The 12,637-nt window shown below is 57.4% G+C and carries 14 protein-coding genes; 6 read left to right on the top strand and 8 right to left on the bottom strand.

The features are described 5' to 3' along the window. Positions 1–85 precede the first annotated feature (85 nt). Genes RA28_RS06505 through RA28_RS06480 form a run of 6 tightly spaced genes read right to left on the bottom strand, consistent with a single transcriptional unit; the run spans position 86 to position 5,314 of the window. Positions 86–1,024, bottom strand: coding sequence for an HAD-IIA family hydrolase (locus RA28_RS06505; RefSeq protein WP_039524775.1), 939 nt, complete (start codon positions 1,022–1,024; stop codon positions 86–88). Continuing rightward, positions 988–1,803: a phosphonate ABC transporter, permease protein PhnE gene (gene phnE / locus RA28_RS06500; protein WP_039524772.1), complete on the bottom strand. Its 816-nt coding sequence runs from the start codon at positions 1,801–1,803 to the stop codon at positions 988–990. Before phnE (RA28_RS06500) ends, RA28_RS06505 begins: the two co-directional genes overlap by 37 nt. Further along, entirely contained in the window at positions 1,803–2,618 is an 816-nt protein-coding gene (phnE, locus tag RA28_RS06495) for a phosphonate ABC transporter, permease protein PhnE (RefSeq protein ID WP_039524769.1), read from the bottom strand. Before phnE (RA28_RS06495) ends, phnE (RA28_RS06500) begins: the two co-directional genes overlap by 1 nt. Beyond that, complete coding sequence (gene phnC, locus RA28_RS06490; RefSeq protein ID WP_039524766.1) at positions 2,615–3,406, bottom strand: phosphonate ABC transporter ATP-binding protein; 792 nt, start codon at positions 3,404–3,406, stop codon at positions 2,615–2,617. The genes phnE (RA28_RS06495) and phnC overlap by 4 nt, the downstream gene beginning before the upstream one ends. 60 nt (positions 3,407–3,466) lie before the next feature. Beyond that, positions 3,467–4,441, bottom strand: coding sequence for a phosphate/phosphite/phosphonate ABC transporter substrate-binding protein (gene phnD / locus RA28_RS06485; RefSeq protein ID WP_039524763.1), 975 nt, complete (start codon positions 4,439–4,441; stop codon positions 3,467–3,469). A gap of 45 nt (positions 4,442–4,486) precedes the next feature. Continuing rightward, positions 4,487–5,314 (bottom strand): DeoR/GlpR family DNA-binding transcription regulator, encoded by an 828-nt coding sequence (locus RA28_RS06480; protein WP_052261305.1) that lies wholly within the window; start codon positions 5,312–5,314, stop codon positions 4,487–4,489. A gap of 243 nt (positions 5,315–5,557) precedes the next feature. On the opposite strand from RA28_RS06480, the gene RA28_RS06470 reads away from it, so the two are divergent. Further along, positions 5,558–6,022 carry an NUDIX hydrolase gene (locus tag RA28_RS06470; RefSeq protein ID WP_039524755.1) on the top strand — a complete coding sequence of 155 codons (465 nt, stop codon included), beginning with the start codon at positions 5,558–5,560 and terminating at the stop codon, positions 6,020–6,022. 156 nt (positions 6,023–6,178) lie between these two features. Here the strand turns inward: RA28_RS06470 and RA28_RS06465 are convergent, their stop codons facing one another. Further along, positions 6,179–6,862, bottom strand: coding sequence for a fumarylacetoacetate hydrolase family protein (locus RA28_RS06465; protein ID WP_039524752.1), 684 nt, complete (start codon positions 6,860–6,862; stop codon positions 6,179–6,181). Between the two features lie 193 nt (positions 6,863–7,055). Continuing rightward, positions 7,056–7,736 (bottom strand): FadR/GntR family transcriptional regulator, encoded by a 681-nt coding sequence (locus tag RA28_RS06460; RefSeq protein ID WP_039526058.1) that lies wholly within the window; start codon positions 7,734–7,736, stop codon positions 7,056–7,058. Positions 7,737–7,873: 137 nt separating this feature from the next. Here RA28_RS06460 and RA28_RS06455 point away from each other — a divergent pair, with 137 nt between their 5' ends. The 5 genes from RA28_RS06455 (at position 7,874) to RA28_RS06435 (ending at position 12,625) form a co-directional block, all read left to right on the top strand. Continuing rightward, entirely contained in the window at positions 7,874–8,794 is a 921-nt protein-coding gene (locus tag RA28_RS06455; RefSeq protein ID WP_039524750.1) for a fumarylacetoacetate hydrolase family protein, read from the top strand. Between the two features lie 145 nt (positions 8,795–8,939). Continuing rightward, positions 8,940–9,881, top strand: coding sequence for an ABC transporter substrate-binding protein (locus RA28_RS06450; protein ID WP_241481072.1), 942 nt, complete (start codon positions 8,940–8,942; stop codon positions 9,879–9,881). After that, positions 9,878–10,687, top strand: a complete 810-nt coding sequence (locus RA28_RS06445; protein ID WP_039524747.1) for an ABC transporter ATP-binding protein — start codon at positions 9,878–9,880, stop codon at positions 10,685–10,687. Before RA28_RS06450 ends, RA28_RS06445 begins: the two co-directional genes overlap by 4 nt. Continuing rightward, entirely contained in the window at positions 10,684–11,556 is an 873-nt protein-coding gene (locus RA28_RS06440) for an ABC transporter permease (protein ID WP_039524744.1), read from the top strand. Before RA28_RS06445 ends, RA28_RS06440 begins: the two co-directional genes overlap by 4 nt. Further along, a complete protein-coding gene (locus RA28_RS06435; RefSeq protein WP_039524740.1) occupies positions 11,546–12,625 on the top strand; it encodes an Ldh family oxidoreductase in 1,080 nt (359 codons plus the stop codon). The genes RA28_RS06440 and RA28_RS06435 overlap by 11 nt, the downstream gene beginning before the upstream one ends. Positions 12,626–12,637 lie beyond the last annotated feature (12 nt).

The following is a 12,637-nucleotide window of genomic DNA, read 5'->3' as shown; positions in this document are numbered from 1 at the left end:
ACTGAAGGGGTCATGACCCTTTGGTTGTGACACTGCTGACGCGGTGTCGGCCGCACCATGCAGGGGAACCAAGAAACACGCATCGTCAGGGTCGGGTCACGACAAAGTCGGGTACAATCCCTGCCTGCTTAATGGCCACGCCAACATCATGACCGTCAAAAAAGCCAAATCCCGATATCAAGGCCGAAGCGACGCCTGCAGTGCGTGCGCCCAGAATGTCGGTGTGCAGGCTATCACCAACCATCAGAACACGCGACTTGTCGACCGGCCCCAGCCTTTGGAAGGCGAGATCATAGATGTTGGCGAAGGGTTTGCCGAAAAACTGCGGCGTGATCCCTGTTCGATCCGCAAGGCGGTGCGCGAACAGCCCGGGCTCTTTGGAAAACCCAAATTCGCGCGGCGCGACTATATCCGGGTTTCCGACCAACACCGGACGCGCACGTTTTAGCAGCGCCTCTTCCAACATGGCCTGACGCGCCTCGGTCCAGACGGCGGACCCGACCATGAGAAACCCGTCAACTGCCTCATAAATGCGCGGATCATCCTCAAGGTAGGATAGGTTCAACCCTTCCAGATCCCGCAATCCAGCGCTGGGTGTCGCCATCAAGCCCCAGTGGACTCCATCGTGCCCGTTTAACCCGGACAGCAGCGTCGCGCGGCTGGTGATGACGTCCTGCGGTGCGAAGTCATAACCTAGCCTCGCGTATTTCTCCAACAGGGCAGCGTGGGGAAATCCTGCCGCGTTCGAGACAACCAAAACCCGCTTTCCCGCCGCCCCAAGCGCCTTGACCCGTTCAGGCGTTTCCGGGATCGCCGTGTCGCCGATGTTAAGAACCCCGAAGGCATCAAGCAGGAAGACGTCAAACTCATCGGCGATGTCCTCCAGCGTTTCTGCTTGCCGATAATTCACTTCGGCTGGTGCAATATCCGGAAGTCGGTGGCGGACCGCCTCATAGGCGTCAAAAGCCTCTTGAGCGGAAAACTCCGTCAAATGATTGCCCCGCGCACTTTGGCCGAGACCCATTCGCTGATCATGACCGCGATAAGGATGACGATCAGGATCAGGCTGACCTGCGGCCACGCCAGAACGTTAAGCGATGCTGACAATTGCAGCCCGATGCCACCGGCGCCAACCAGTCCCAGAACCGTGGACTCGCGGATGTTGATATCCCAACGGAATACGGCGATGCCTGCAAAGGCGGGCAGGATTTGCGGAACGATCCCATAGGCCATGATCTGCCAGCGCGACGCGCCCGTGGCTGTAATCGCCTCGACCTGGCCGTGATCGATTTCCTCGATCGCCTCATACAGCAGTTTTGCGCAGAACCCGATCGAGCGGATCGCGATGGCTATGACGCCGGCAAAAACACCGGGACCAATGATTGCGATCAGCAACAGCGCCCAGATCAGCGAGTTGATCGAGCGGGTCGAGACAATGACCAGCAACGCTATGGGCCGGATGAATAGCGCTGATGGCGTGGTGTTGCGCGCGGCCAGAAAGGCAACCGGCACCGCCATGAACAAGGCAATGATCGTGCCCAGGGTCGCGATGTTCAGCGTGTCCCAGATCGGGCGGCCCAATTGGGTGATATAGTCCCACTTGGGCGGGGTCGCTCGGGTCCAGATGTCGTTGGCGATGCGGGGTGCATCCCAGACAAAGAACCATGTTGTCGAGGCCGAGATCAACTGCCAGCAGTACACAAAAACGGCCACGCCCAAAAGCCAACCGAACCAACGCACCAGACTTTGTCCGGTCGTTCGCCTGCGCCAGACCTGCGCATCATCGCGTTCAAGAACCGGCACTATTGCACCCTCGCCCGGATGATCCCCGAGAGGTATTCAAGCGCCATGACAATCCCGATAATCAGGATAAGAATTGCCGCTGCCGTGTCATATTCATAGCGGTCGAACGCGGTGTTCAGCGTCGCGCCAATGCCACCAGCCCCGACAAGCCCGAGGATCGCACTTTCCCGAAAGTTGATGTCGATGCGATACATCGACAGCCCGACAAGGCGCGGCATGACCTGCGGCTGAACGCCGTAGTTGATCCACTGCATCCAACGCGCGCCCGAGGCTTTGATGGCCTCGGCCTGCACCTTGTCCATCGCCTCGATGTCTTCGGCAAGAAGTTTCGAGAGGAACCCGATGGTCGCAAAGGACAGCGTCAGAAACCCGGCCAACGGGCCGAAACCGAAGATGGCCACCAACAAGATCGCCACGATGATCTCTTGTAGTGCCCGGCTGATGGCGACGATGGCGCGGCAAATCAAATAGATCGGTAAAGGCGCGATGTTGCGCGCGGCACCCAACCCAATCGGGATCGAGATCAGGATGCCCACAACCGACGCGGCCACCGTCATTACGATGCTTTCAAGCAACCCGCTCCAGATATCGCTCCAGCGTGACACAAAGTCGGGGCTGGTGAAGGCAAGAACAAAGGCCCAACCTCGGTCCAGCCCTTCATAAACCCGGCCCCAATCGACATCGATGGTCATAAAAGCCGCGATCAGATAGGCGACAAAACCGATGATCAGCGCCCAGCGGAGCGCCGCGTTCTTGATAAACGCAGGCTTGCGCCAGCCCTTTCCCAGCATATCGTCAAGCTCGCGGTGGCTCATTCCGCAGCCTCGACGTCTTCGTCCTCGACTTTTTCGATGGTGGCTTCCCAGTCTTCCTCACCGTAAATCTCGGTCAGCTTGTCGGGTGTAAGCCCCGTCGGAAGACCGTCATAGACAATTTCACCAAAGCGAAGGCCAACGACGCGCGGAACGAACATCTGGGCCAGCGCCACGTCATGAATGTTGATGATCGCGGCCAGTCCCCGTTCCTGACACAACTCGGTGATCAGGCGCATGATCTGACGGCTGGTTTTCGGGTCCAATGAGGCGGTTGGCTCATCCACCAACAACAGCTTTGGGTTCTGTATCAGCGCCCGGCAGATACCGACCCTCTGGCGTTGACCGCCCGAGAGTTCGTCCGCCCGCTTGTCAGCCATGTGCAGCAGCCCCACCCGATCCAACAGGCGAAAGGCTTCGTCCACATCCGACTGCGGATACCGGCGCAGAAAGCTGCGCCAGAACCCGACATAACCCAGCCGCCCCGACAGGACGTTCTCCATCACCGTGAGGCGTTCGACCAGGGCGTATTCCTGAAAGATCATCCCCATCTCGCGACGCGCTTTCCGCAGTGCCCCCGAGCCGAGCTTGGTCAGGTCGACGTCATCCAGCAGAACGCCGCCGCTGGTGGGTTCAACAAGCCGGTTGATGCAGCGGATCATGGTCGATTTGCCCGCCCCCGACGGCCCAATCAGGGCGAGCACCTGCCCTTTTGGCACGTCAAGATCAATGGCCTTCAGCGCCTGATCCCCGGTCTTGTAGGTTTTCGTCAGCTTTTCGAGACGCAGCATAAATTGCCCCTGATAAGGGTGGTCAGCGGGCCTTTTCAGGCCCGCCGGATCAGCAAACGATCACTGACAGGCGTATGAGACGCCATTTGCCGCGTCGATCTTGCGGATGACGTCCCAGAAATCCTGATAGGTCATCTCAAGAAACTGACCTTCATTCGACTTCGAGAACTCGGCCTCAAGGGTCGTGCCCTCCCACTCGAAACTGAAGAAGGCATTGCGGATCTTGTCCTGCAACTCGGGCGTCAGGTTGTAGACGGTACCAAAGCCGGTGGTCGGGAAAGTCTGCGACTTGTAGATCGTGATCACATCATCTTCGTTGATCACATCACGCGAGATCATCCGCGATTTGACCGAATTCGCAATCGAGGCAGCCAGATAGTCCTTGTTGGCAACACCCAGGATCGAGTTGTCGTGCTTGCCGGAATAGACAGGTTCAAAGTCACGCTCGGGCAGCAGGTCAAAGTCGCTTTTCAGAATGGCCGAAGGCGCTTTGAAACCCGAATTTGACGTGGGCGAGGTAAAGGCCAGTTGCTTGCCCTTGATATCCTCGACCTTTTCGATGCCCGAGCCGGGATACGTGATGATCTCCATCTCATACCCGAAATTGCCGTCTTTCGATGCCATGATCGTAAACGGCCGGAACCCGGCACAGTTCACTGCCAGCGGGTTGGACCCGGTGTTGAAACCGGCAATATGCAAACGGCCCGAGCGCATCGCTTCGATTTGAGCCGCGTTGTTCTGAACCGGGAAAAAGACGACATCCTTGCCGGTCTCTGCCTTCAGATGCTCAAGAAAATCCGACCAGGCGGTTTTGTAGACAGCAGGATCTTCAACCGGAGTATAGGCAAAAATCAACGTGTCGGGATCGATCTGCTCGGACGGGTCCGTCGGGATATCTGCGATCAGGTCTCCGTCAGCGTCACAGAACCTCTCATCCAGATCACCGCGCGGGCAATCCTGCGCCGAGGCGGTCCCGGAAAGCGACAACAGCGCAATTGCAGATGCCCCAACAAATAGTTTGATGTCGAACTTCATATCTTCCTCCCAGTCATGCGCGGCCGTTTTTAGGCCGCTTTTCGGTCATTCACCTTCATTGCCTGCCCGGGCGACATGAACATCAACCTTGGCAGCCTTGATGACGTTAAACAATTCTCCTGTTGGTCGTGTGTCGGTAATAATGGAATCCAGCTTAGCGATGTCCGCAACCTGAGCCAGACCTTTCCGGCCGAATTTTCCGGAAGCAATTAAAAGATGACGTTTCGCCGCGCGTGAAAGCATTAACCGTTTGACAGCCGCAAATCCCCGCACCGTCTCGGACGGGCCTTCGGCGGAAAATCCGGATGAACCGATCATACATCTGTCGACGTTGAAACGAGACAAGTATTCAAGCGTCTCTGTTCCGATCGTGGCGGATTCCGTTGCCAGATACTCTCCCGGACACAGCAAAACCTGCGCGGCGCTATAGCCAAGGGTCATTGCGACCGGGATGGAATTCGTGATCACCGTGCAGGGCGTGTCCAGATAGGCCAGCGCGCGCGCCATCTCAATCGTGGTCGAGCCGGAGTCGATCATGACCGTTTCGCCGTCCTGAATCAGCCTCGCCGCGCTGGCACCAATCCGCTCGCGTTCTTCGATTTGCGCACCGGTTCGTTCATCAAGGCTTGGATAGCGTCCCTGCGCCGGGGCCGACGCACCGCCATGTGCGCGCGCGATCAACCCATCGTTAGACAGCGCATCAAAATCCCTGCGCACCGTTTCGTTCGATACATTGAATCGCTGGGCCAGCTCGTTGATACGGACATGAGGGCGCAGCTTCAGCTCTAGAAGTATCTGCTGGCGCCGGTCAGATTTCTTGACCCGGTCCTGACCCTTTTCAAAACTAATTGCACGCGTTTTCGTTTTGGTCATTCCACGGCCCGGCCCAGTCTTTCCATTACTTTTGTGGGCTTTCTGTCATTTTGCAATATTTTTTGTTGCATAACCCACGTTTCAAAGGAAGAATTCAGTAGGTTCCAAAGCAGCAAAAAAGCAGAGCCAATATGCACGGGCGCAGCAGATTTCGGAAAGTCGATCAGATGAGCAACCTCTCCGGTTATTCGGCAGCGCGTTTGAGTTCTTTTTCGGGTGCTGCCGAGAACAGCGTGGGGCAGCATGCACGACAATGATGTAGCTGATCAGATTGCGGCCCTGCCGATGCGGTGGGACAAGGCTGGCAAGCTCCGCGTTCTGATGGTTACCTCTCGTGACACGGGTCGTTGGGTTATCCCAAAAGGGTGGTCGATGGATGGCAAAAAGCCTTGGCACGCCGCTGAAATCGAAGCGCTTGAGGAGGCTGGCGCGGTCGGTGCCATCTCGAAACGATCAATAGGCCATTTTTACTATGACAAGCGATACGACGACAAAGAGAGCGTGCGATGTCGCGTTACTCTCTATCCAATGGTGGTCGCAAAACTGAAACGCCGCTGGAAAGAGAGCGGCGAGCGCAAACGCCGCTGGTTTTCGCCCACCAAAGCGGCAAAGCTGGTCGATGAAAAGGACCTGTCGTGTCTGCTGAAGAACCTGACGGAAAACCAAGAGGTTCAGGCGGCATTGAAAGAGCTGCGAAAGGCTGCATGACGCTGGGCACAATGGAACCGGGCAACTCGGTCGCCGTGCATTTAGAGCATTGAAAACAAGAGATATTTAATGATCCCGGGCGCCCAGTCGCCGACGCCGTGATCTTGGCGAAAGCAACCCGAATGCCATCGCTTTTTTCCGCCGGCGACTTTTTGTCTACGTCACTTTGACCGTAAGGCTTCGCAGCTTGTCGACGGCTAAAACCATTTCATCCCCGGGATTGACAGGGCCAACACCTGAGGGCGTTCCCGAAAGGATAACGTCGCCGGCCGCAAGCTCGAAATATTCGCTCAGATAAGAAATCATCTCGGGGACTTTCCAGATCATCTGGTTCAAGTCACCCTCCTGCCGAAGTTCGCCGTTCACTGTCAGCGTGATTGCACCGGCGTCCAGATGACCAACGTCAGTGACCGTGTGAACCGGGCCGCATGGCGCGGAACGTTCAAAGGCCTTACCAATTTCCCATGGACGACCCATCTTTTTCATCTGCCCCTGCAAATCGCGCCGGGTCATGTCCAGCGAAAGACCGTATCCGAAAACATGATCCAGTGCGTCGTCGACCGCGATATTCGTGCCTCCGGATTTGAGCGCAACAAACATTTCTGCTTCGTGATGCACGTCGGAGCTGTGGGGCGGGTACGGAAACTCCCCGGAGGGATCCATGTTGTTCGGGTTCTTCTGGAAGAAAAACGGCGGCTCCCTGTTCGGATCATGGCCCATCTCAATGGCATGAGCCGCATAGTTTCGCCCAATGCAATAGACGCGACGGACCGGAAACGAGCCTCCGCCCGCTACGGGAATTGCAGGCACTTGCGGCGCGGGAATGACATAATCGGACATCGCTTTCCTCCTGAGCGCTTGGTTACAAGGGATCGGAAGTCCAAGCAGTCAGCCATTTCCGATCGTTTGAGCGCTAACCGGTGTGGACGTAGCGCGCCCTCAAGTCATCGCCAATGTCAGCGTCGATTTGCAAGGGGTTCAGCCCTTATTCGGGCCGACCATTTCTTGAATTGGTTGGGCGTCAAAACCAGATTCAATGATCGGTCTGAATACTTGCAGGCAGCACGCGCGAGTACACGGATTTCAGATGGGCCATCATTGTTTGAGCAGCCATTTCGCTGTCGCCTTTTGAAATGGCGGACACGATCTGATCATGCTCGCGAAAGCTGGAATAGTCCGTCGCGGGCCCAAGGGTTTTTCGCGGCTGGCCCCATACGATGGACCGCCGGACGGAATTCAAGGTCTCAAAGAAATAGAGAAAGAGCTGATTGCGCGTTGAGCGGGCTATGGCGTGGTGCAGATTGTTGTCCCAAGCTTCATAGGTTCGCCAATCCTCTGCAGCCCTGCATTTTTCGGCGCAAAGTCGCATTTGTTCGCGATCTGAACGTGTTGAGTGCAGTGCCGCCAGCCGCGCAAGCTGCGGCTCGACCGTAAGACGAACGCCCACGACCTGCTCGGGTTTGATCTGATCGCCCAAATAGGTGACGTCCGTCAGATTGAGAACCGGGCGGGAACCAACGAATGTTCCGCGACCGACATGACGCCAGATAAGGCCCTGTGCCTCAAGCTCTGCCAACGCTCTTCGCAACTGGTTTCGGGTTGTCCCAAGCCGCAAGCAGAGCTCGCGTTCCGGCGGAAGCCTGTCGTTGTGCCGGTATCCGGTCGTGTTGATCAGGTCGCGTACACGTTGCGAGAGTTCGTTTGGTTCGGCCACGTCTCCACCCAATTTGGTGATTGGTTGATTGATTGAAACGCCAAGTCCGCAAAAACTCAAGATCAAGAAACAAGCGGGCTGAGTCGCATTTCATTCAGTGACCGGCGCGAAACACGAGAAACTGGGAGGAGTTCCGAGTGCGATTGGCGACCGTTTCTGTAGATGGCAACGCTGTTTGCGTCGCAGTCCTTTCCGACGGCAGTAAGTTGGATATCGCACGCGCGGCTCAAACGCTGCTGCCGGGCGCTGCAATCGACGCCAGTTCAATGCAGAAATTGATTGGCGGCGGTTCAGACACTCTGGAGGCTTTGAAGAACATCGTTTCCGCGGGCGAGGCAGGAGACTTGAAGGACGCGCTCGTCCCCAATGGAGCGGCATTTCTGGCCCCTATTCCACATCCGCGGAAGAACGTATTCTGCGTCGGTCGAAACTACGCCGAACACATCGCCGAAGGTGAGCGGGCCCAAAAGCAGAAAATCGGCATTACCGATCATCCGGTGTTCTTTACCAAGCCGCCCACATCCGTAGTGGCGCCGGAAGAGGACATTCTGATTTTTCAATCGGTCTCCGAATCCATCGACTATGAGGTCGAATTGGCGGTGGTGATTGGCAAGCCGGGGCGCAACATCAACAAGGCCGACGCGTTCGACCACGTGTTTGGTTACACGATCCTGAACGATATCACGGCGCGTGACATCCAGCGGCGCCATGGCGGCCAGTACTTTAAAGGCAAGGGGCTGGATGGGTCGTGCCCCATGGGTCCCATCATCGTGACGGCCGACACAATCAGCGACCCGCAGGCCCTGTCGATTGGGCTAACGGTCAATGGCGAACAGCGCCAAGACGGTAAAACGTCGGATATGATCTTTGACATTCCCACGCTGATTGCATCCCTGTCGGAGGGGCTGACCCTCGAAGCGGGCGATGTCATTGCGACGGGCACCCCGTCCGGCGTCGGTTATGCGATGGAACCACCGCAGTTTTTGAAGAACGGAGACGTCGTCGTGTGTGAGGTTTCCGAAATCGGTACGCTCAGAAACACCGTGCGCGCCGTCTAAGTGACTTCTGCGCGGCCAGAGCTGCGCAGAGGCTAAAGTGCAAGGGAGGAATACTACTATGATGAACAGAAGGACTTTCACAGCGTCCTTGCTTTCGGCGGTTCCGGTAGCAGGGGTTCTTGGAACAAAGGGTTTTGCTCAGAACTTGCGCGATATCACTTTCGTGCAGCCAAGCCCTTCGGCAATCAACTCGTTTCCCGTTTTCGTCGCCATCGGCGAAGGGTATTTCGCGGATGAGGGCCTGAACGTAACCGTCGAGGCCATTAACGGATCGGGCGCAGTTCTTCAGGCGCTATCTGCCGGACAAGCGCATTTTGGCCGCCCCGGCCCCGGCCCCCTGATTGCGGCACGGTCGCGCGATGTGGACGCGGTTCATATCTACAACGTTGCGGCGCGCAGCAACTTCGGTATCGCAGTGCCGGAAGATTCCGAAATCCAGAGTGTTGAGGAATTGCGCGGCAAGGTCATCGGGACCGGGACAGCCGATGGTGCCGAAGTGGGCTTTGCACGCAACGTGATGACCGGTGCGGGTATGAAAGAGGGTGAAGATTTCACCTTCCTGACGGTCGGCGATGGCGGACCGGCAACGGCGGCCTTCCTCAACGGTGAAATCGACGCATACTCGGCGTCTACAGCCGACACCGCAATTCTGAACCAACGCGGCATGGCCGTTCGCGACATCACGCCCGCCGAATTCGGGCGCTTCTTTGGGAATGGTATTGCGACAATGGCCGACACGATCGCAAACGATCGCGAATTGGTCGAGGCGTGGAGCCGCGCCTTCGCGCGCGGTCACGCCTTCGCACTGGATGATGCAAACCGGGAAGCCGTGTTGAAACATCTCGCGGACGGCAACCCGCAGGAGGGCGAAGACAAGGAATTTCAGTCAGCCCTGTTCGACGCCGTGCGCTCGAAAACCATCGCGGCGGATCCAAGCAACGGCCTGGGATGGTACCCCGCCGAAGTCTGGCAAGAGTGGGAAGACGCGCTGGTTGCAGGTGGTGAAATTTCAGGTCCGCTCGACGATCTGAGCGCCGCCTGGACCAATGAATTTGCTGCCATTGGCAACGAGGCTGCCAACCAATGAGCGCAGCCGTCGCACAAGACTATGCCGGCGCGCCCTTGGGCACGCCGGTTTACGAGTTGACCCACGTTAGCAAGACCTATGCCCGCAACCTTGTTGTGGCCCTTGAAGATATTGACCTGACGCTGCGAAAAGGCAGCTTCACCTCGGTCATCGGTTCAAGCGGATGCGGCAAGTCAACTCTGCTCAAGATCATGGCGGGTCTGATCCCGCCGACCAAAGGGCGTGTGATCCTGCAAGGTCAGCCGGTGACCGGTCCGCGCCGCGACATCGGCATGATGTTCCAGCAAGCGACGCTGTTTCCATGGAAAACCGCCGTGGAAAACATAGTTTTGCCGATCGAGATCCGCGACGGAAAAGCCGCTGCCAAGCAAGCCATGGGCAAAGCCCACGAGTTGTTGGACATCGTTGGTCTGAAAGGCTTTGAAAACGTCTATCCCAACGAGCTTTCGGGCGGCATGGCGCAACGCGCATCCATCTGCCGGATGCTGATCACAGAACCGGCCGTGCTTTTGATGGATGAGCCATTCAGCGCGCTTGATGAATTGTCGCGCGATATGATGAACATGGAACTACAGCGGATTTGTCGGGAACAAGACGCGACCGCTTTCCTTGTCACACACTCGATCCAGGAAGCTGTCATTCTGTCGGATGAAATCGTTGTTTTGAAACCGCGCCCGGGCAGAATCGCGGAAATCGTCGACGTCGACCTGCCGCGCCCACGCACCCTCAATATGATGACGACCCCCAAGTTCGGCGCTATTGTCGACTACATTCGCAGCCTCCTGGACAAAGGAGAAGAAATGTGAGCGACGTTCAGAATTATTCACCTTCCGTCAAAGCCGCTGATCACGCAGAAGACACGGTGTGGGAGCAGAAAGTTCACTTTATCGACTCGGTTCCCCGTTGGCTGGCGATGACCTTCGTGTTCGTCGTTTTCGTCGGAACGTGGCAGATCGTGACCAGCCTCAGGCTGGTTTCTCCGATTATTCTGCCAACTCCGATGGAAACCCTCAAAGACATGATCTTTGTCGGGCAGAACCTGTTGACCGGCGGCTATATGCTCGGCGCGCTGTGGATCACCATCAAAGAGGTCATCTATGGTTTCGCTCTGGCAATCGCCATCGGGTTTTCACTGGGCGTTCTGGTCGGGGAAACCGCGTTTGGCGAAAAGGCGGTCATGCCGTATCTCGTTGCCATTGATACGATGCCGAAGGTCGCTTTCGCACCGCTTTTTGTGGCGTGGTTGGGCTTTGGTATCGAATCCAAAGTGGCGCTTGCGGCCTTTATCGCGACCTTCCCTATCGTGGTTGGCACGGCTGCGGGTCTTCATGCAGCGGATGAGAACGCGAGAATGCTGTTCAAGACGATGGGCGCAAGCCGGATGCAGACGCTTATCAAAATGAAATTGCCGACGGGATTGCCACAGATCTTCACCGGCCTCAAAATCGGTGCCGTTGGCGTGATGGCCGGGGCGATCACGGGCGAGTTTCTGGGTGGCGGCAAAGGTTTTGGCGAACTGATCCGGGTTGCCGCGTCGCAGCTTAACACCCCGCGCGTGTTCTCGTTGATCCTGTACCTCAGCCTTGTTGGCCTCGTCGTCTTCGCATCCGTCGTCTGGACTCAGCGCAGGCTGGTGTTCTGGCACAAAGAACAGGTCGGCAGCGGTGAGTTCTGATCCCCAGACCATAAGCAGTGGCGCGTTGCGTGACTTTGTTGCGCGCGCGCTTCAGACCCAAGGCGTGCCGGATGCGGATGCGATCAAGGTGGCATCGTTGATGGTCGAGGCTGACATATACGGCTATGGCACGCACGGTGTCTTTCGCCTGCGTCAGTACCTTGCCCGCCTGGCCGGGGGTGGATGCAACCCGACGCCAAATGTCAGCGTAGAACATGAAACCGTTGCAACTGCATTGATTGATGGGGATGACGGACTGGGCCATCTGGCCATGGGCGCCGCGCGTGATCTGGCGATAGCAAAAGCGCGTGAGGCCGGGATCGGATGGGTCGGTGTTCGGCGCGGAAACCACGCCGGTCCCCTGGCGCTTTATGTCCGACCGCAGGCCGAGGGGGGCTTGCTGGGTATGGCCGCCGCCGTCGGCAGCGCAAATCACGTCCCGCCCTATGGGGGCACCGATTTGCTGCTTGGAACCAACCCTATCGCCTTTTCCGCACCGGCAGACGGACCCGATCCGTTTGTGTTTGACATGGCGACGACCGTTGCAGCAATGGGCAAGATCAAGACCTTCCTTCAGCAGGGCAAACCGATGCCCGAAGGGTGGATGGTTGGGCGCGACGGCAAGCCTTTGACCGATCCTGCGCGAAAGTCAGAGGGGTTTCTTTTGCCAATCGGCGGGCCAAAAGGCTTTGGACTTTCCGTCGCGATTGGTCTGATGGCTGGCGTATTGAATGGCGCGTCATTCGGCTCGGACGTTGTCAACTTTACCTCGGACACGACGTCATCCACCAATACCGGTCAATTCGTGATGGCGCTGGACCCGGCAGCCTTTGGGATGGCCGATGATTTCGCGTCGAACGCCGCTCGTGTCTTTGCGGAAATGCGGGCATCAACTCCACTGCCCGATCACGATCCGGTGCGCTTGCCGGGTGACGGAAAAACAGCAGCGGCAGAAGCGCGGCGAAAGGACGGTATCGCGCTCAATCCCGCGCTTTGCCGGGATCTGAACAAGCTGGCGGCGGATTGCGGGCTGGCACCGCCGTTTCCGGAACTTACTGAAAACCCATGATCTGATCACGGC

Origin of the sequence: Ruegeria sp. ANG-S4 (genome assembly GCF_000814005.1) — a bacterium.
Lineage (GTDB): Bacteria > Pseudomonadota > Alphaproteobacteria > Rhodobacterales > Rhodobacteraceae > Ruegeria.
The sequence above is the reverse complement of the archived record's forward strand: the minus strand, read 5'-3'. Positions and strand labels throughout refer to the sequence as shown.